Here is a 19,097-nt window from a genome sequence, read left to right as displayed (position 1 = left end):
CACCATGAACACGACCATCGAATTCACCGTCCCCGACATGACCTGCGGTCACTGCGCCGGCCGCATCAAGGCGCTGGTCGCCGGCATCGACGCCGACGCCAAGGTCGACATCGACCTGCCGACCCACCGCGTGCGCATCGACTCGACCGTCGACGCGGACACTTACCGCAGCGCACTGGCCGAGGCGGACTATCCGCCGGCGTGAGTCGGTCTTCGCTGCAGGCCGCCATCGCGAGCACGCTCGCTCCCACCCAAGCCCGGCCGGGCGGCGTCAGCGATAGCTGCGGTAGACGCTCGCGTTGCCGTCCGCCTGCACCAGCAGCACGTCGTACGGGTCCTTGCGGCCCTTGTACTCGGGGCCGTCCATGCCGGGCGAGCCGACCGGCATCGCCGGTACCGCCAGGCCGAGCGCCATCGGTTTTTCCTTCAGCATCCTGTGCACCTCGCTCGCCGGCACGTGGCCTTCGAGCAGATAGCCATCGACCCTCGCCGTGTGGCAGGAGGCGAACTTCGCCGGCATGCCCAGCCGGGCGCGCGCTTCGTTGTTGCCGGTCTCATACACCTTGACCGCGAAGCCGTTCGCTTCGAGGTGAGCCACCCAGTCCTTGCAGCAGCCGCAGGTCGGGCTTTTCCACACCTCGACCAGCGGTTTCGGCGCCGCCATCAGCGTGGCGGCGCGCGGCAGCAGGGCCGCGGTGGCAAGCGCGCCGATCAGCGCGCGACGTGTCGTGTTCATGGTTCGTCCTTTGAATGTTTTCAGGTTCAATGGTGGTCGTGCGCGCCGGCGGCCGGCTTGCGCACCTGTACTTCGATGTCCTGCGGCTGCACGAGCGGCATGCTGGAGGTGCCGTGGTCATGCCCCGCCGGCGGCGGTGCGGCCGCGGGCGCCTCGCCCACTTCGTGCGCCACCGTACCCGGCGGATGGCGGAACCAGCCGGGGTCGGTGTAGTCGCCCGGCTTCTGTTCCCGCCTGACCTTGAACACCGAAAACATGCCGCCCATCTCGACCGAGCCGAAAGGACCGTCGCCGGTCATCATCGGCGCGGTGTTCTCGGGCAGCGGCATCTTCATGTCGGCCATGTCGCCCATGCCGCGTTCGCCCATCGCCATATAGCCCGGCACGAGCTTCGATATGCGCTCGGCCAGCCCGCTGTGATCGACGCCGATCAGATTGGGCACGTCATGGCCCATCGCGTTCATCGTGTGGTGGCTCTTGTGGCAGTGGAAGGCCCAGTCACCCTCCTCGTCGGCGATGAATTCGATCTGCCGCATCTGGCCGACCGCGATGTCGGTGGTCACCTCCGGCCAGCGCGCCGACTTCGGCACCGGGCCGCCGTCGGTACCGGTGACCTCGAATTCGTGGCCGTGGATGTGCATCGGGTGATTGGTCATCGTCAGGTTGCCGATGCGGATGCGCACGCGGTCGTTCTTCCGCGCCACCAGCGGTGCGATGCCGGGGAAGATGCGGCTGTTCCACGTCCACAGGTTGAAATCCAGCATCGTCATCGTCTTCGGCGTATAGCTGCCGGGGTCGATGTCGTAGGCGCTGAGCAGGAACACGTAGTCGCGGTCCACCGGTGCGATCAGCGGGTGGCGGCCCTTGGGGTGGGTGACCCAGAAGCCCATCATGCCCATCGCCATCTGCGTCATTTCGTCGGCGTGCGGGTGGTACATGAAGGTGCCGGGACGGCGCGCGACGAATTCGTAGACGAAGGTCTTGCCCGGCGGAATCGCCGGCTGGGTCAGGCCACTCACGCCGTCCATGCCGTTGGGCAGGCGCTGGCCGTGCCAGTGCACGCTGGTGCGCTCGGGCAGCTTGTTGGTGACGAAGATGCGCACGCGGTCGCCCTCGACCACCTCGATGGTGGGTCCCGGCGACTGGCCGTTGTAGCCCCACAGGTGGGCCTTGAAGCCGGGCGCCATTTCGCGCACCACCGGCTCGGCCACCAGGTGGAATTCCTTGACGCCATCTTTCATGCGCCAGGGCAGCGTCCAGCCATTCAGCGTCACCACCGGGTTATAGGGGCGGCCGGTCGGTGGAACCAGCGGGCCGCGCGTGTCGGCGGTCGTCTCGACCACCGGCTCCGGAATCGCGGCCAGCGCGACCCGGCTCACCGTGGTGGCCGCGACGGCCGCACCGGCGATGCCGGCACTGCGGAAGAAATCTCTGCGGGAAGTCATGTGCGGAATCCTGTTCAGTGCGCCGCGTCGGCTGCCGTGGCAATGGCAGCGCCGGGCGGCGGCGCGAGATCGGGGCGACCGACCAGCGCCATGTCGAGATCGGCCTGGGCGATCCAGAAATCGCGCAGCGCATCGATGTAGCCATTGACGCCGGCCACCTGGGCGCGCGCGTCGGCCAGCAGTTCGAACACGCCGATCAGCATGCCGTTGTAGCGCAGCAGGTTTTCGTCCGAAATACGCTTGCGCAGCGGCACCACCTCGTCGCGGTAATGACGGGCGATGTCGAAGGCCGTGCGATAGCCGGCGTAGGCTTCGCGCACCTCGGAGCGGGCGTTTACCGCCGCTTCCGCCGCGCGCTCGACCGACTGCATGTAGATGGCCTCGGCCCGCGCAACGCGTGAGCCGCCCCAGTCGAACAGCGGCAGTTCGAAACTGATTTCGTAGCCCTTCTTGTAGGACTCGCTGCGCCGACCTTCGAGCACGCGCGCGGGGCCGATCTCGAGCACGTCGATGAAGCGCGTGGTCTTGGTCAGCCCGAGGTTGCGCGCGGTCGCTTCGGCGTCGAGCTTCGCGATCTGCAGGTCGATGCGCGAACCCATCGCCTGGCGTTCGATGTCCAGTGCGTCGAGCGCCGCCGCGGGCAGCTCGGGCAGGCGGTCGGGCAGACGGAAAGCGGTCTGCTCGCCCCACAGACCCATCAGGCGGGTCAGCCGCTCGCGCGCCGCGGTGTGCGCCTGCTGCGCGCGCGCCAGATTCAGCGCCGCGTCGGCGTGAAAGCCCTGCTCGCGCGCCTGGGCCAGCGCGCTGTAGTTGCCGGCGGCACGCATGCGCCGGGCCAGTTCGGCACCGGCGTCGGCTGCCTCCATCACCTGTTCCATATAGCGCAGCGTTTCGCCGGCAGCCACCGCCTGCACCCAGGCGCGGCGCACGTCGGCCGCCAGCCGCAGCACCTGCAGCGATACGGCACGCTGCGACTGTTCGAAGACGCGCCGGTTCACCTCGACCGACTGCGGCATCGTCAGCAGCGAAAAGATGTTGAAGGTGAGCGCCTGCTCGATCTTGTAGTCGCGCACGCCGTTCTCGCGCTTGCTGGCGTGGAACATCGAGAAGGTCGGATTGGGCAGACGGCCGGCGCGCACCACCTCGGCCTCGCGAATGCCCAGTTCGTGGAAGCCCGCCTGCAGGCCACGATTGTTCAGCAGCGCGATCTGCACCGCGTCATCGGCCGACAGCGGTTGCGCCAGCAGTTCGGCAACGCGGTCGGCGACTGCCTTGCGGTCCTCGTCGCTGCGCGCCCATCTGACGTCCTTGCCCAGCTTTTCGCGCGCGGTCTGTTCGACCGTGCCGAAGCCGCCGTCCGGGCTGAAGCTCGCGCAGCCAGCCAGCAGCGCGACCGCCGCCGCCAGCGGCACGAGCTTGAGCCGGCTCTGATCAGTGCTTGTGCGCATCGCCGCCCTCCTTGCTGTCGTGATGGCAACGATGTCCGTGGCCCGACTTCATCGCCCCGGAATCGCCGCCGTGCTGCTGTCCCGACGGATGCGCGTCGTGCATCCGGCTGTGCATCGACGCGTGGTGAGCGGCGTGGTGCGGACAGTGATGCGGCTTCGCTTCGCCGCCGGCAGCGCCGTGATCGTGCTTCGCGGCTCCACCTGCGGGCGTGCTGGCGGCAGCCGGTGCGCCATGATCGTGGCCGACATGCGGCGCAAGCGACGCGGCCACAGCGCCGCCGTGATCGTGCGTGTGGTGGCCGTGGCCACCTCGACCGGCGCTGGAATCACCATCGTGCATGTGATCGTGCATATGTCCGTGATGGCCCGCGTGCGGATCGGTGGCCGCTTGCGCGCCGTGATCGTGGCCGGCATGCGGGTCCGGCGGTGCGGCCGCCGTGCTGCCGTGATCGTGCGCGTGGCCGCCGGCCTGACGACCGACCGCGTCGTTGGCTTCACGCCAGTCGCCGACAGCGCCCGTGCTACCGGCGCGGTAGGTATCGAACACCGAGCGGTGATCGAGCGGTCGCGTGGGGGCGGCCGGATCCGCCGGATCGGCCGCCCAGGCGGACGTGGTGACGGACGCTGCTGCCAGCAGCATCCGGATAGAAAGATGGAACATGAAGACCTCGCGAAAGACAGGTGTATCGATTTCCGCCCACCGTGGACGGATTTCGGGCGTCAGGCGAGGTCGTGTCTGGGCGGGCGTTCGGTGCCTTCGGTGATGAAGGCGGGAGGTGTCACGTGCGCCGGCAGCGGGCGCAGGTGCGTCGAAAAATCGTCCGGCAGCCGCAGCGCGGACGGCATCAAGGCGCCGCCGATGCAGCAGGCGGCGCATGCGCTGCAGGCGTGCTTGCCGTGGGCAGGGCTTGCGGCGGGGTCGTGATCACCGCCGTCGTGATGTGTGTGCGCGGCTGCGTCATCGTGCATGGTCGCCGCCGTCGGCAGTCCGTGGTGCGACGGCGCGCAGCTGATCATCGCCGCCGCGGCAAAGCCCTGCAGGGGCAGTGCCAGCAGCAGCATGAAGATCAGCAGGAGGCGGGTCGCGGCACGCATGAGAACTAGGATATCAGCGCAGTGACGAAGTTCGCATGACAGCGGTCAAGTCGTGCTCGGGTCCACCGTCCACCGCCTTGCGACCGAGCCCTGGCCATTCACGCTTTCCAGATGCACCGGGAAACCCCACAGCCGGGCGACGTGCTTCAGCACTTCGTAGGCGCCGTCGTGCAGCGGCCGGTTGTTGTGCTGCGTGTGCCGCAGCATCAGCGAACGGTCGCCGCGCAGATTCACGCTCCACACCTGGATGTTCGGTTCGCGCGAGCCGAGATCGTACTGGCGCGACATCGCCTCGCGCAGATTGCGGTAGCCGGACTCGTCGTGAATGGCCGATACCTCCAGCGTCGGCTCGGTGTCGTCGTCGGTGATCGCGAACAGGCGGAAAGCCCGCATCACGCGCGGCGACAGGTACTGGCCGATGAAGCTTTCGTCCTTGAAGTTGCGCATCGCGTGGTCCAGCGTTTCCAGCCAGCTGCTGCCGGCCATGTCCGGGAACCATGCGCGGTCCTCGTCGGTGGGCGCTTCGCAGATGCGCTTGATGTCGGTGTACATCGCGAAGCCCAGCGCGTACGGGTTCATGCCGCTGTAGGCGGGGTGACCGACCGGCGGCTGGTAGACGACGTTGGTGTGCGACTTCAGGCACTCGATCATGATGCCGTCGTCGAGAAAGCCGTCGTCGTACATCGTGTTCAGCAGGTGGTGGTGCCAGAAGGTGGCCCAGCCCTCGTTCATGACCTGGGTCTGACGCTGCGGGTAGAAGTACTGCGCGACCTTGCGCACGATGCGCACGATCTCGCGCTGCCACGGCTCGAGCAGCGGCGCGTTCTTCTCGATGAAGTAGAGCAGGTTCTCCTGCGGCTCGGCCGGGAAGCGCGGCGCTTCCTTCTCCGCCTCGTCGCGGCCCAGCTTGGGCGGCAGCGTCCGCCAGATCTCGTTCACCTGCTGCTGCGCGTAGGCCTCGCGGTCCTTCGCGCGCGCCAGTTCCTGCGTCAGGCTGAGCTTGCTCGGCCGACGGTAGCGGTCGACGCCGTAGTTCATCAGCGCGTGGCAGCTGTCGAGCAGCAGTTCGACCGCGTCGATGCCGTGCCGCTCCTCGCAGGCGGCGACGTAGTTCTTCGCATAGACCAGGTAGTCGATGATGGACGACGCGTCGGTCCACATCCGGAACAGGTAGTTGCCCTTGAAGAAGCTGTTGTGGCCGTAGGCCGCGTGCGCGATCACCAGCGCCTGCATCGCCATCGTGTTCTCCTCCATCAGATAGCTGATGCAGGGATTGCTGTTGATCACGATTTCGTAGGCCAGGCCCATCTGGCCGCGCCGGTAGTTCTTCTCGGTGCTGATGAATTCCTTGCCGTAGCTCCAGTGCCGGTAGTTCACGGGCATGCCGACGCTGGCGTAGGCGTCCATCATCTGTTCGGCGGTGATGATCTCGAGCTGGTTCGGATAGGTGTCCAGCCCGAAGCGCTGCGCGGTCGCGCGGATCACGTCGTGGTACTGCTCGATCAGTTCGAAGGTCCAGTCGCTGGGCGCCGGCAAGCGGGAGGTCGGGCGCTCCTTCAGCGGCAGCGGTGCGCTCAGCGGCGGCGGGTGACGACGTCCGCCGTATTCGCCCGGCGAGGCCGCGCGACCGTTGTTGCGGCGGTCGTAGGTATCGCTCATTTCGCGGCTCCTTCCTTCTTGAACAGGTCGCGGAACACCGGATAGATCTGGTCGACCTCGGCCGCCTTGCGGATGGCGAAGTTCTCGCTCTCCATCGCGAGGTCCGAGTACTCGTGCCACAGGTTCTGTTCCTGCTCGACCACCTGGATGTAGGCGAAGTAGCGCACCAGCGGCAGGATCTTCTGTTCGAGGATTTCGCGGCAGCGCGGGCTGTCGTCGTGCCAGTTGTCGCCGTCGCTGGCCTGCGCGCCGTAGATGTTCCACTCGCCGCGTGGGTAGCGCGCCTGGATGATGTCTTCCATCAGCACCAGCGCGCTCGACACCACGGTGCCGCCAGTTTCGGTGGCATGGAAGAAATCGTGCTCGCTCACTTCCTGCGCCTGCGTGTGGTGGCGGATGAACACGATTTCGATCTTCTCGTAGTGCCGGGTCAGGAAAAGGTAGAGCAGGATGAAGAAGCGCTTGGCCAGATCCTTGCGCGCCTCGTCCATCGAGCCCGACACGTCCATCAGGCAGAACATGACCGCTTTCGCGGTCGGCACCGGCGTGCGCACACGGCTGCGGTAGCGCAGGTCTATCGGGTCGAGGTAGGGGATACGGTCGATGCGCGAACGCAGCGCGGCGATGTCGGCCTCGATCTGTTCGATCTCGTGCAGCCGCGCCGGCGTGCCCGGCTGTGCGCGCAGGTCTTCGAGCAGCGCTTCGAGCCGGTGCAGTTCGCGCCGCGACTCGCTGCCCAGCGCGATGCGCCGGCCGATCGCACCGCGCATCGAGCGCACGACGTGCAGATTGTTCGGCGTGCCGTCGCTGGAGAAACCGGCACGGTGCGTCTTGTACTCCGGCGTCTCGGCCAGCGTGGTGCGGATCAGGTTGGGCAGGGCCAGGTCGTCGAAGAAGACCTGCATGAACTCTTCCTTGGTGAGGTGGAAGACGAAATCGTCTTCGCCCTCGCCGGAATCGCTGGCGTTGCCCGAACCGGCCCCGCCGCCGCCACCGCCCTTGGGCCGCTCGATACGGTCGCCGCGGACGAAGTCCTTGTTGCCCGGGTGCACCATTTCGCGGGAGCCGCCCTGACCGTGGCCGAACACCGGTTCGCTGATGTCGCGCTTCGGGATGTGGATGTCCTCACCCTGCGCGATGTCGCGGATGCCGCGCCCCTCGACCGCCCGCCGCACCGCCTCGCGGATCTGCTCCTTGTGGCGGCGCAGAAAGCGCTCGCGATTGCCGATGGACTTGTTCTTGCCGGCCAGTCTGCGATCGATGATCTGCTGCAAGATGTGTCCCCTTCCCGCCGGGGCAGCGTCGCCCCGGTCTTGTCTATCGATGCCCCACCACCGTCACGAACTCTTGCGCACGCGCAGGTACCACTCGCACAGCAGGCGCACCTGCTTCGGCGTGTAGCCCTTGCCGACCATGCGATTGACGAAGTCCTCGTGCTTCTTGGCATCGTCGGCGCTGGCCTTGGCGTTGAAGCTGATCACCGGCAGCAGTTCTTCGGTGTTGGAGAACATCTTCTTCTCGATCACCGTGCGCAGCTTTTCGTAACTGGTCCACACCGGGTTCTTGCCGGCGTTGTTGGCGCGCGCCCGCAGCACGAAGTTCACGATCTCGTTGCGGAAATCCTTCGGGTTCGAAATGCCGGCCGGCTTCTCGATCTTTTCCAGTTCGGCATTCAGCGAAGCGCGGTCGAACACTTCGCCGGTGTCGGTATCGCGGTACTCCTGGTCCTGTATCCAGTAGTCGGCGTAGGTGACATAGCGGTCGAAAATGTTCTGGCCGTATTCGCTGTAGCTTTCGAGATAGGCAGTCTGGATTTCCTTGCCGATGAATTCGGCGTAACGCGGCGACAGGTGTTCCTTGATGCAGGCGATGTACTTCTGCTCGACGTCCTGCGGGAACTGTTCGCGCTCGATCTGCTGTTCGAGCACGTACATCAGGTGCACCGGGTTGGCCGCCACCTCGGTCGAATCGAAGTTGAACACCTTGGACAGTATCTTGAACGCGAAGCGGGTGGAGATGCCGCTCATGCCTTCGTCGACGCCGGCGTAGTCGCGGTATTCCTGGTAGCTCTTGGCGCGCGGATCGGTGTCCTTCAGGTTCTCGCCGTCATACACCTGCATCTTCGAATAGAGGCTGGAGTTCTCCGGCTCCTTCAGCCGGGTCAGCACGGCGAACTGCGCCATCATCTTCAGCGTGCCCGGGGCGCACACGGCCTCGGCCAGCGACGAGCCGCGCAGCAGCTTCTCGTAGATCTTCACTTCCTCGGACACGCGCAGGCAGTACGGCACCTTGACGATGTAGATACGGTCGAGGAAAGCTTCGTTGTTCTTGTTGTTGCGGAAAGCCTTCCACTCGCTCTCGTTCGAGTGCGCCAGCACCACGCCGTCGAACGGAATCGCTCCGAAACCTTCGGTCCCCTTGAAGTTGCCTTCCTGGGTTGCGGTCAGCAGCGGGTGCAGCACCTTGATCGGCGCCTTGAACATTTCGACGAATTCGAGCAGGCCCTGGTTGGCCAGGCACAGACCGCCGGAGAAGCTGTAGGCATCCGGATCGTCCTGCGCATAGGTTTCGAGCTTGCGGATGTCGACCTTGCCGACCAGCGATGAAATGTCCTGGTTGTTCTCGTCGCCCGGTTCGGTCTTGGCGATGCCCACCTGCTTCAGCACGCTGGGGTAGCGCTTGACCACGCGGAACTTGCGGATGTCGCCGCCGAATTCCTCCAGCCGCTTGACCGCCCACGGGCTCAGGATGCGGTTGAGGTAACGGCTCGGGATGCCGTATTCCTTCTCCAGGATGGCGCCGTCCTCGGTCGGGTCGAACAGGCCCAGCGGCGATTCATTCACCGGCGAACCCTTGATCGCGTAGAAGGGCACTTCCTGCATCAGCGCCTTCAGCCGCTCGGCGATCGACGACTTGCCGCCACCGACCGGACCCAGCAGGTAGAGGATCTGCTTCTTCTCTTCCAGGCCCTGTGCGGCGTGACGGAAGTAGCTCACCACCTGCTCGATCGCATCCTCCATGCCGTAGAACTCGGCAAAGGCCGGATAGATCTTGATCACCTTGTTGGCGAAGATGCGCGACAGCCGCGGGTCGTTGCGGGTGTCCACCGTCTGCGGTTCACCGATCGCCTTCAACATGCGTTCGGCCGCGCTCGCGTAGGCCATCGGATCGCGCTTGCACTCCGCGAGGTACTCCTCCAGCGAAAGTTCCTCTTCGCGGGTGCGCTCGAAACGCGCGGCGAAATGACTGACGATGTCCATGCTGATCTCCAAGTCTCCGTTGACCTTCAAAACAGGCAATCCGGAAGCCCGCGGCCTGCGCGTACCTTCCGCACCACCACATGTTCAGCTTGGTTCACTCTCGGCCTCGATGAAAGCTCGATAAGCACCGCGTTCACCATCCTGCTCCGAAGCATGGACGCTGTGTCGAGTCGTGCGACACAAGATGCGTACATGCAACACTTGTTGTCGAGTCGATACCCCCTGCAACGCGAAGTTCCCGCCTGCTCACGCTTGTTCACGTGCGTGCCCGGCAGTCCGTTGACCGGTCCTCAGCAAGTTGTGGTCCAGGCTCGCCGTGCGCAGACCGCACGGTATCCATCGTCATCGCAATGTTCCGCTCAAGGGCACGGCTGGCGCGGGCGCCGCGAACGCGGTGGACGGAAGGCCTCGCAGTCGCGCGCACCACGCCGGTGCACGATCACCCTGTCGCACCGCTGGCGCGCCCGGTGCCGATCCCGCTTCGGGGCGACAACCGGTCATCGTCGACGCCGACCTGCGCCGCGCCCGACGCGGGAGATCGACAGCCGACACATACTGTATGAAAATACAGTACACATCATGTCCACGCCCTACGCCGAACTTCACTGCCTGAGCCACTTCAGTTTCCAGCGCGGCGCCTCGTCGCCGGAGGAACTGGCCGAGCGCGCCGCCGCGCTCGGCTATGCGGCACTGGCCATCACCGACGAATGCTCGCTGGCCGGCGTCGTGCGCGCACACGTGGCGCTGCGCGCCCTGCCCGACCCGAAACCGGCGCTGATCATCGGCAGCGAAATCCGCCTGGCCGACGGACCCAAGCTGGTGCTGCTGGCGTGCAACCGCAACGGTTACGGCAATCTGGCCGAACTGATCACGCGCGGCCGGATGGCGGCTGACAAGGGTCGCTATCACCTGACACTGGCCGACCTCGACGCCGGCCTGGCCGACTGCATCGCGCTGCTGGCGCCGAGCGACGACGACATCGCCGACGCCGCCACACTTATTGCGCACGGCTGCTGGCTCAGATCGCGTTTCGGCGAACGCGCCTGGCTGGCGGTGGAACTGCATCTCGGGAGCGACGACTGCGCCAAGCTGGCGGCCCTGCAGGCGGCGGCCGACGCCAGCGGCCTGCCGTTGTGTGCCGCTGGCGACGTGCACATGCATGTGCGCCAGCGGCGCCGGCTGCAGGACACGCTGACCGCCATCCGTCTGCACTGCACGCTGCCCGAATGCGGCGAACGGCTGTTTCCGAACGGCGAGCGCCACCTGCGCCTGCCACACCGGCTGGCGCAGATCCATCCGGCCGAACAGCTGGCCGCGAGCGTGCACATCGCCGCGCAGTGCAGCTTCTCGCTCGACGAACTGCGCTACGAGTACCCGGAAGAGATCGTGCCGGCCGGCCATACGCCGGCGTCCTGGCTGCGGCATCTGGCCGAACGCGGCTACGTCGAGCGCTGCGCGCAGATCCGGCGCGTGGTCAGGCTGGACGACGCCACCTTCCAGCTGAAGGCGGACAAGCTGCGCCGGCAGATCGAGGACGAACTGGCACTGATCGCCGAGCTCGAGTACGAACCCTACTTCCTGACCGTGCACGACATCGTGGCCTGGGCACGCAGCCGCGGCATCCTCTGCCAAGGCCGCGGCTCGGCCGCCAATTCGGCCGTGTGCTACTGCATCGGCGTAACCGAAGTCGATCCGTGGCGCGCCAACATGCTGTTCGGCCGTTTCATTTCGCGCGAGCGCAACGAGGCGCCGGACATCGACGTCGATTTCGAGCACGAGCGGCGCGAGGAAGTGATCCAGTACATCTACGGCAAGTACGGCCGCGACCGCGCCGCACTGGCCGCCAGCCTGACCTGCTACCGGCCACGCTCGGCGCTGCGCGACGTCGGCCGCGCACTCGGCTTCAGCGACGACGCGCTCGACCGCCTGACGCGCGGCCACATGTGGTGGGACGGCAAGCAGGTGCGCGAGGACCGCATGGCCGAAGCCGGTTTCAGCCCCGCCTCGCCGCACGTACGCCGGCTGATGGAACTGGCGAACGAACTGATAGGCGCGCCGCGTCACCTGTCGCAGCACGTCGGCGGCTTCGTCATCGCGCGCGGCCGGCTGTCGCGCCTGGTGCCGATAGAGAACGCTCGGATGCCCGATCGCTGCGTCATCCAGTGGGACAAGGACGACCTCGAAGCGGTCGGTCTGATGAAAGTCGATGTGCTGGCGCTCGGCATGCTGACCGCGATACGCAAGACCCTGCAGTCGCTGGCGGCCTACGCCGACACTCACCCCGCGTCACCGGCGACAGGACCGGGACCGATACCCCGCAGCGTCGCCGACATTCCGCCCGAAGACCCGGCGACCTACGACATGCTGTGCCGCGGCGAATCGACCGGCGTGTTCCAGGTCGAATCGCGGGCACAGATGAACATGCTGCCGCGGCTGCGGCCGCGCCGTTACTACGACCTGGTCATCCAGGTCGCCATCGTGCGCCCGGGGCCGATACAGGGCGGCATAGTCCATCCCTACCTCGCCCGCCGCCACCTGCCGCCGGAACGGATCGACTACCCGTCGGACGAACTGCGCCCGGTACTCGAACGCACGCTGGGCGTGCCCATCTTCCAGGAACAGGTGATGCAGCTGGCCGTCGTCGCGGCCGGTTTCACGCCGGGCGAAGCCGACCAGATGCGCCGCTCGATGGCCGCCTGGCGACAGCGCGGCACGATGGAAAAATTCCAGCACAAGCTGACCGCCGGCCTGCTGAACAAGGGCTACACGCCGGAATTCGCCGAACAGATCTACCGCCAGATCGAAGGCTTTTCCGGCTACGGCTTTCCGGAGTCGCACGCCGCCAGCTTCGCGCTGCTCGTCTACACCTCGTCCTGGCTCAAGTGTCATCACCCGGCCGCCTTCCTGTGCGGCCTGCTGAACAGCCAGCCCATGGGCTTCTACGCGCCGGCCCAGCTGATCGCCGACGCACGCGCGCACGGCGTCGACGTACATCCGGCCGACGTGACGGTGAGTGGCTGGGACTGCGTGCTCGAACGCCCGTCGTCGCCTGCATCCGGGCCTGCCGTGCGACTGGGCCTGCGCATGATCAAGGGCGTGTCGCAGGACGCCATGCAAAGCCTGATCGCCGCCCGCGCAAAGGCGCCGTTCACGCATGTCGACGACCTCGCCCGCCGCGCCCGGCTGGACCGGCAGCAGTTGCGCTGTCTCGCTGCCGGCGGCGCGCTGCAGCAGCTCGCCGGCAACCGCCACCAGGCGCACTGGCAGGCGGCGGTGCGGCGCCCGGACGCACTGCTGGGCGACGCGCCGGTAAACGAAACGCCGCTCGCGCTGGCAGCACCGCACGAAGGCGAGGACATCGTCGCCGACTACGCCAGCCTCGGTTTCACGCTGGGTCGTCATCCGCTGGCGCTGCTGCGCGGCGAACTGGCTGCGCAGCGCTTCATCACCGCCGCCGAACTGCGCCGCCTGCCCGACCGCGCACTCGCCCGCGCCGCCGGCATCGTCACCTGTCGCCAGCGCCCCAGCACGGCCAGCGGCGTCATGTTCGTCACGGTGGAAGACGAAACCGGGCTGGCCAACGTGATCGTGCACAAGGACGTGCAGGAGAAGCAGCGGCACGAAGTGCTGGGCGCCACGCTGCTCGGCATCTACGGCCAGGTGTCGCGCGAGGGCGAGGTGATCCACCTGATCGCCCGCCGTCTGGTCGACCGCTCGGCGCTGCTCGGAGCGCTGACGCCGCGCAGTCGGGATTTCCACTAGAAAGCGACTACAGTCCCGCCTTTCACCACCGTTCCCGCACGCCATGACGCCCGGCCAGCCCGCCCCCGATTTCGATGCCATCGACCAGCACGGCCAGCGACATCGCCTGGCTGACTTCCACGGCCGCTGGCTGGCGCTGTACTTCTATCCGCGTGACGACACGCCGGGCTGCACGAAACAGGCCTGCTCCATCCGCGACGGTCGCGCCGCCCTCGCCGCCCGCGGGCTCACCGTGCTCGGCGTGTCGGCACAGGGCAGCGCGGCGCACCGCGCCTTCACCGACAAGTTCGCCCTCGATTTCCCGCTGCTGGTCGATGAGGGCCAGCACATCGCCCGCCGCTACGGCGCGCTCGGCAGCGGTCCGGCCGGACTGCTGCGCCGCTGGCTGGGTGCCTACCGGCGCATCAGCGTGCTGATCGACCCCGAAGGTCACATCGCGCACGTGATCGAGCGACCGGACGTGAGCCGTCACGCCGACGAACTGCTGGCGCTGCTGCCGTCACGCTGAGCGCCCGCGTCACGGACGATAGTCATACGCCGTCCGGCATGTGGACGCCCCGCCGGCCAGACGCCATCGCACAAAGCACTGATATTCAAGACTTTCCCGTCTCAGCCCTCATGGCACGTCATCTGCTCTCCGCAGCACGGCGCGTCGTGCGCCGAACCGACGGGGAGGATGCATGCTGGCCTGGCTGCTCAGACGACATTTCTGGTTCGAACTGCAACGCATCGCCGACTGCGAATCGCGCGACGAGGACTACTGCCCGTCGCCACGCGGCAGCGCCAATGAGCGACAGCTGCTGGGCACGCTTTCACGCGTGTTCTCCGGCCTGCGCAACCGGGCACGCAACGCCGAAACGCGCGCGCACGAACTGGAGCAGATGCTGGACGTGGCCGCCGACAACGCGCAGTCGCTGCGCCAGGAACTGGGCGAGGCGAGCGCGCGCAGCAGTCTGATCGCCGCCGTGGTCGACGCCGGACTGTGGGAAGTCCGGCTGAGCGACGCCCGCACGCCGGACCTGAAACATCCGGTCTGGTGGTCGGAGCGTCTGCGCAGCATGCTGGGCTACGACCACGACGACTTTCCGGACCGCCTCGACAGCTGGGCCTCGCGTCTGCATCCGGAGGACCGCAAACAGGCGCTCGAAATGCTGGCGCGGCAATGGACCGACCGGCGCGACGGCGACTGGCCGGATACGCGCTACCGGATGGCACACAAGGACGGCAGCTACCGCTGGCTGCTGTCGCGCACCCGCACCGTGCGCGACGAACAGGGCGTCGTGCGGATCGCCGGCTCGCTGACCGACATCAGCCGCAGTCGCGAGGACGAGGCGAAGCTCGACGCTGCGCTGACCCGTTTCGAACTGGCCAGCGACATGCTGTCGGACGGCATCTGGGACCTCGACGTGGTGGCGGGCGACCCGGTCAATCCATCCAACACCTTCTGGTGGTCGACACAGTTCCGTCGCCTGCTCGGCTTCGAGACCGAAGAGGAATTTCCGAACGTGCTCGACAGCTGGGCGTCGCGCCTGCACCCGGACGACAAGCCGGGCGTACTCGAAGCCTTCACCCGTCACTTGATGGACCGCAGTGGCAATACGCCCTACTCGATCGACTACCGGCTGCGCTGCAAGGACGGTGTCTATCGCTGGTTCCGCGCCCGCGGCCGCACCCGGCGCGATGATCGCGGCACGCCGCTGCGCGTGGTCGGCGCGCTCACCTGCATCGAGGCCGAGCACAACGAGCACCACCTGCAGGAAGTCGAGGCGCGGCAGCGCCAGCAGCTCGGCGACAACGTGCAGAAGATACGCGCCATCGTCACCGCGATCCGCGCCATCGCCGACCAGACCAACCGGCTGGCGCTGAATGCGGCGATCGAGGCCGCGCGCGCCGGCGACGCCGGACGCGGCTTTTCAGTGGTGGCCGACGAGGTGCGCACGCTGTCGGAGCGCACGCGCGAGGCGACCGAACAGATCGCCCGCATCATCCCCGACGGCGGCTGACGGCGCCCGCCGTCCTCTTACTTGATCGAGAAGTCGGCGCGGTTCAGCGCCGTCTTTGCGTCCTTGCCGTCAGCCGGCTTGCCACCCTCGGCGGCCGGCTCGCCCGCCTTGGGCGCCAGCACGAACAGGCGCGCGTCCTCGACCTTGGCGTTACGCGTCAGGTAGTCCTTCACCGTCTGCGCGCGCGCCAGGCCGAGCAGGCGCAGGTCTTCGTCGCTGACTTCGGTATTGGTCAGGATGAGCTTTTCCATCTCCGGCACCGGCAGGTCCTTGGCCAGGCCGACCAGATTGCGCGGCTTCGGGAAATCCGCCGCCTTGTACACCGCCTTCAGCAGATCCGGATATTCCTCTGGCGACACCGTCGTGGTCTCGGCCGAGGCCTTGGTCTTCGCCGCCTTGGCCGCACGCACCTTCTGCTCAAGCAGCGCGCGGCGATAGCCTTCGATATCGGTCGCGCGGTCGGTGCGGCCGGTCACCTCCAGCTTCAGCGCCGGACGATCGGTCAGCGCCTTGCCCAGCGTGTCGAGCTTGCTGCGCGCAGCGTCGTTCAGCGTCGCCCGACCCGGCTCAAAGGCGACGTGGTCGAGATCGGCGTCGGAGCCGAACAGCGAACCGAGCAGCGCGAACGGCGAAGTGACCGCCTTGACGATCAGGTTCACGATCACCTTGACGACGATGCCGCCGATCGAGAACTGCGGATCGGACAGCGAGCCGCTGATCGGCAGGTTGATGTCGATCACGCCGTTACGGTCCTGCAGCAGCGACACCGCCAGCAGCACCGGCGCCTTGATCGCGTCCGGGCTGTCGACCTTGTTGCCGAAGGTGAGCTGATCGAGGATGACGTTGTTCTGGGCGGTCAACTGGTCGTTCTCGATCTTGTAGGCGATGTTGACGCTGAGCTTGCCCTTCTCGATGCCGTAGCCGACGTACTTGCCCGAGTAGGGCGACAGCGGCGCCAGCTCGATGCCGCGCGCACTGGCCTTGATGTCGAGGAAGAGCGCTTCGGCCAGCGGATTGATGCGACCGGTGATGTCGATCGGCGCCGAACCTTCGACCAGGCCGCGCAGTTCGACCTCGCCCGCGGTGCCGGAGACCGAGCTGAGGCCGGACACGCGACCGCCCAGTTCGGACAGCTGGGCGCGGTAGTTCGGCTTGATGAAGAAGTCGCTGAAATCGACGCGACCGCCCTGCATCACGATGGTCTTCACGTCGATCGGCGGACGCGCGGCGGCGATCATCTGTGCCAGCGCGGCACTCTGACTGCCGGCGCCCGGCGTCGCCGCCGGGCGGGCAGCCGGGGCCGCAGCGGGCTTGGCGGCCGGAGCGGCGGCCACCGGTGCGGTCGCTGCCGCCGCGTCCTTGCGCACCACGTCCTGCAGGTTCAGCCGACCCTGCGGCGACACGATGATGCGGGCGAAGTAATCGGACAGCGCGACTTCGTTGATCGACAGGCCGGCCAGCAGATCGGGCTTGCGGCTGTCCAGCTTCAGCGCAATGCCGCCGGCGAACAGCGAGCGCCACTTCAGCAGGTCGGAAGCGTTCACCTTTTCGGTCAGGTGCACGTTCTCGACGTTGGTTTCACCCTTCCACGCCAGCGTCCAGTCTCCGGCCGGCAGCGTCTGCAGCGCGAGGTCGCCGCGCAGGCTCAGAACGCCGGCGAGCAGCTCGGCATTCAGCTTCTGCGCCATCCAGGGCTGGCCGACCAGCAGGTCGAGCCGGCGCGCATCGATCTTCAGATCGGCCTGCGCCGGCGAAAGCGAAAAGCCGCCCCGTGCGCCGAAGAGGCCGCCCTTGGCGTCGCGGAAGCCGAGGTCCAGCTTCGATTTCTGCTTCAGGTCGGTGCCGACGTTCTCCAGCTTGAGCGACAGCCGGTCGAGCTCGACCACGGCCGGTGTCGTCAGCGTGCGGTCCTCGAAACGGACTGCGCCGTCCTTCAGGTTCAGCGCCGACAGCTGCGCGCTCCATGCCGGAGCGGACGCCGCCGGCGCGGCGGGCCCCGCCGCCGCTGACGAGGGACGCACCAGACCGGCGAGATCGATGTCGCCGTCGGCCTGACGCGCTGCGCGCAGACGCGGCTTGAGCAGATCCAGTGCGCCGACCGCGACCTTGCGCGTCGACAGGTCGATGCGCGCCTGGCTCAGCACGATGTCGTCGGCCTGGGCGAAAGCGTTCTTCTCGCCGCGACGCGTCAGCTTGAGCCGGGCCACGCCCGCCTCGGTCACCAGCACCTCGCCCTGCGGTGCGCCGTCGGCCAGTCGCAGGCCGAAGCGCGTGCCGATGCGCACGTCCGCCTGATCAACCGAGAAGTTGATCAGGTCGGCAAAGTAGGGGCTGAAGCGCGGCACCTCGACACCGCTCACCGTCAGTTCCCCCTCGATATCGGGCGCGCTCGCGCGCAGCTTCGCATCGACCGCCAGCCGCGTATTGCCCTCGGCCTGCGCAGCGATCACCAGCGTCGCCGGGGTGTCGCCCTGCAGCGAGAAATCGCGCAGCACGATGTCCATCGGCTCGATCACGTAACTGAATGGCGTGGCCGGCATTTCGTCACTGAAGGCGATGCGCGCCTGCAGCACTTCGAGCAGGCCGACCTTCACTTCGGGTGCCTTGGCCGGCACGGCCGCCGTCCCCTCCGGTGCAGCCGCCGCTGGACGCGGGCGCGGCACCAGGGCAAGCAGGTTCAGCTTGCCGTCCTTGGTGCGGGCGACCTCGAAATCCGGCTGGTCGATGCGGATGCTGGCGATGTCCACCCTACCGGCCAGCGGCTGTATCTCGTTCAGCACCATGTCCAGCGCCGGCAGCTTGAACAGCGGCTTGCCGTCACGGCTGTCCAGTTCGAGATCGCGCAGTTCCAGCGTGCCCTGCAGCGAAATGCGCGGTTCGCCCTCCTTGGGCTGGCGGAAGCCCAGTTCGATGTCGGTATCCAGCAGGCCGGAACTGATGCGGAAGCCCAGCGGCACCGGCGAGTACTCGTCGAAGCGCGCCAGGTTGAGCGCGTTGAACTCGACCTTCATCGTCGCTTCGCGCTCGTCGATGAAAGGACGCACCCTGCCCTTCATAGAGAACGGCGCATCGTTGATGCGGGCAGCGACCGAGGGCTCGACGAACAGTTCGACGTCGGACGGCAGGTTGGACACGAAGGGCAGGCCGATCTGGATGTCGCTGATCGCATGCTTGCGCGCGAAGGGCTGGTCGTCGATATCGACTCGACCGTCGCGCAGCACGATGTTGTTGATCGAGAAGCGCGCAGGTTCCTCGCTCGGCGGCTGGTCGAGAATCTTCTGCAGCACGTCGCTGAAATTGAAGCGCCCTTCCTCGTCGAGCCGCACGATGCGCAGCCAGGGCCGCTCCACCTGTACCGCCCGCACCACCGGTGCGCCCTTGAACAGCGACGCCCACTCGACATCGACGGTCAGACTGTCCAGCGTCACCGCCTCGTCCTTGCCGTTGGCCTCCAGCATCTTCAGCCCCGACACCGTCAGTTCCAGCGTGTAGGGGTTGATCGACACCGCCTGCAGCGTCAGCGCTCGGCCGAGGAATTCGGAACCGTGCTTCTCGGCCAGCGAACGCACCAGATGCGGAGCGGCGAACGCACCGAGCAGGCCGAACAGCACGGTGGCGACGACGATGCCGATGAAGGTCTTGCGCACGGCGGGACGGGAAAAAAAGGCGGTGAGCGACATGGGCAAGCG

13 protein-coding genes are annotated in these 19,097 nt (G+C 67.0%); 4 read left to right on the top strand and 9 right to left on the bottom strand.

All coding sequences use genetic code 11. The annotated features are described in order from the left end of the window. The first annotated feature begins 4 nt into the window (after positions 1–4). The gene (locus WJU27_RS02450; protein ID WP_341421028.1) at positions 5–205 is read left to right on the top strand and encodes a heavy-metal-associated domain-containing protein; all 201 of its coding nucleotides are present in this window, start codon (positions 5–7) and stop codon (positions 203–205) included. A 66-nt stretch (positions 206–271) separates the two neighbouring features. On the opposite strand, the gene WJU27_RS02445 is transcribed toward WJU27_RS02450, so the two are convergent. The 8 genes from WJU27_RS02445 to WJU27_RS02410 form a co-directional block, all read right to left on the bottom strand. Continuing rightward, complete coding sequence (locus WJU27_RS02445; RefSeq protein ID WP_341421027.1) at positions 272–736, bottom strand: DUF411 domain-containing protein; 465 nt, start codon at positions 734–736, stop codon at positions 272–274. A gap of 26 nt (positions 737–762) precedes the next feature. Further along, a complete protein-coding gene (locus tag WJU27_RS02440) occupies positions 763–2,181 on the bottom strand; it encodes a multicopper oxidase family protein (RefSeq protein WP_341421026.1) in 1,419 nt (472 codons plus the stop codon). 14 nt (positions 2,182–2,195) lie between these two features. Next, the gene (locus WJU27_RS02435) at positions 2,196–3,629 is read right to left on the bottom strand and encodes a TolC family protein (protein WP_341421025.1); all 1,434 of its coding nucleotides are present in this window, start codon (positions 3,627–3,629) and stop codon (positions 2,196–2,198) included. Beyond that, positions 3,613–4,290: a hypothetical protein gene (locus tag WJU27_RS02430; protein ID WP_341421024.1), complete on the bottom strand. Its 678-nt coding sequence runs from the start codon at positions 4,288–4,290 to the stop codon at positions 3,613–3,615. Before WJU27_RS02430 ends, WJU27_RS02435 begins: the two co-directional genes overlap by 17 nt. 59 nt (positions 4,291–4,349) lie before the next feature. Beyond that, on the bottom strand, positions 4,350–4,724 hold the full coding sequence (locus WJU27_RS02425; protein ID WP_341421023.1) for a hypothetical protein: 375 nt from the start codon (positions 4,722–4,724) through the stop codon (positions 4,350–4,352). A 45-nt stretch (positions 4,725–4,769) separates the two neighbouring features. Next, positions 4,770–6,383 carry a SpoVR family protein gene (locus WJU27_RS02420; RefSeq protein ID WP_341421022.1) on the bottom strand — a complete coding sequence of 538 codons (1,614 nt, stop codon included), beginning with the start codon at positions 6,381–6,383 and terminating at the stop codon, positions 4,770–4,772. Further along, complete coding sequence (locus tag WJU27_RS02415) at positions 6,380–7,657, bottom strand: YeaH/YhbH family protein (protein ID WP_019917687.1); 1,278 nt, start codon at positions 7,655–7,657, stop codon at positions 6,380–6,382. Before WJU27_RS02415 ends, WJU27_RS02420 begins: the two co-directional genes overlap by 4 nt. A gap of 63 nt (positions 7,658–7,720) precedes the next feature. After that, positions 7,721–9,643 (bottom strand): PrkA family serine protein kinase, encoded by a 1,923-nt coding sequence (locus WJU27_RS02410; RefSeq protein ID WP_020165153.1) that lies wholly within the window; start codon positions 9,641–9,643, stop codon positions 7,721–7,723. Positions 9,644–10,222: 579 nt separating this feature from the next. Here WJU27_RS02410 and WJU27_RS02405 point away from each other — a divergent pair. The 3 genes from WJU27_RS02405 (at position 10,223) to WJU27_RS02395 (ending at position 15,408) form a co-directional block, all read left to right on the top strand. Then, entirely contained in the window at positions 10,223–13,405 is a 3,183-nt protein-coding gene (locus WJU27_RS02405) for an error-prone DNA polymerase (RefSeq protein WP_341421021.1), read from the top strand. A gap of 43 nt (positions 13,406–13,448) precedes the next feature. Continuing rightward, a complete protein-coding gene (locus WJU27_RS02400; RefSeq protein WP_341421020.1) occupies positions 13,449–13,913 on the top strand; it encodes a peroxiredoxin in 465 nt (154 codons plus the stop codon). Between the two features lie 172 nt (positions 13,914–14,085). Continuing rightward, positions 14,086–15,408: a methyl-accepting chemotaxis protein gene (locus WJU27_RS02395; protein WP_020165156.1), complete on the top strand. Its 1,323-nt coding sequence runs from the start codon at positions 14,086–14,088 to the stop codon at positions 15,406–15,408. A gap of 17 nt (positions 15,409–15,425) precedes the next feature. Here the strand turns inward: WJU27_RS02395 and WJU27_RS02390 are convergent, their stop codons facing one another. Continuing rightward, positions 15,426–19,088, bottom strand: coding sequence for a DUF748 domain-containing protein (locus WJU27_RS02390; RefSeq protein WP_341421019.1), 3,663 nt, complete (start codon positions 19,086–19,088; stop codon positions 15,426–15,428). Between the last annotated feature and the right edge of the window lie 9 nt (positions 19,089–19,097).

This window comes from Methyloversatilis sp. NSM2 (assembly GCF_038066675.1).
Classification (GTDB): Bacteria; Pseudomonadota; Gammaproteobacteria; order Burkholderiales; family Rhodocyclaceae; genus Methyloversatilis; species Methyloversatilis discipulorum_A.
Note: the sequence above shows the minus strand (reverse complement) of the source record. Positions and strands in the feature narration are given on the sequence as shown.

Excerpts from the sequence above, each read along its gene's own strand:
- WJU27_RS02435 (WP_341421025.1), bottom strand. The coding sequence starts at position 3,629 with ATGCGCACAAGCACTGATCAGAGCCGGCTCAAGCTCGTGCCGCTGGCG.
- WJU27_RS02440 (WP_341421026.1), bottom strand. The coding sequence starts at position 2,181 with ATGACTTCCCGCAGAGATTTCTTCCGCAGTGCCGGCATCGCCGGTGCG.
- WJU27_RS02400 (WP_341421020.1), top strand. The coding sequence starts at position 13,449 with ATGACGCCCGGCCAGCCCGCCCCCGATTTCGATGCCATCGACCAGCAC.
- WJU27_RS02450 (WP_341421028.1), top strand. The coding sequence starts at position 5 with ATGAACACGACCATCGAATTCACCGTCCCCGACATGACCTGCGGTCAC.
- WJU27_RS02390 (WP_341421019.1), bottom strand. The coding sequence starts at position 19,088 with ATGTCGCTCACCGCCTTTTTTTCCCGTCCCGCCGTGCGCAAGACCTTC.
- WJU27_RS02430 (WP_341421024.1), bottom strand. The coding sequence starts at position 4,290 with ATGTTCCATCTTTCTATCCGGATGCTGCTGGCAGCAGCGTCCGTCACC.
- WJU27_RS02445 (WP_341421027.1), bottom strand. The coding sequence starts at position 736 with ATGAACACGACACGTCGCGCGCTGATCGGCGCGCTTGCCACCGCGGCC.
- WJU27_RS02425 (WP_341421023.1), bottom strand. The coding sequence starts at position 4,724 with ATGCGTGCCGCGACCCGCCTCCTGCTGATCTTCATGCTGCTGCTGGCA.
- WJU27_RS02395 (WP_020165156.1), top strand. The coding sequence starts at position 14,086 with ATGCTGGCCTGGCTGCTCAGACGACATTTCTGGTTCGAACTGCAACGC.
- WJU27_RS02410 (WP_020165153.1), bottom strand. The coding sequence starts at position 9,643 with ATGGACATCGTCAGTCATTTCGCCGCGCGTTTCGAGCGCACCCGCGAA.
- WJU27_RS02420 (WP_341421022.1), bottom strand. The coding sequence starts at position 6,383 with ATGAGCGATACCTACGACCGCCGCAACAACGGTCGCGCGGCCTCGCCG.
- WJU27_RS02405 (WP_341421021.1), top strand. The coding sequence starts at position 10,223 with ATGTCCACGCCCTACGCCGAACTTCACTGCCTGAGCCACTTCAGTTTC.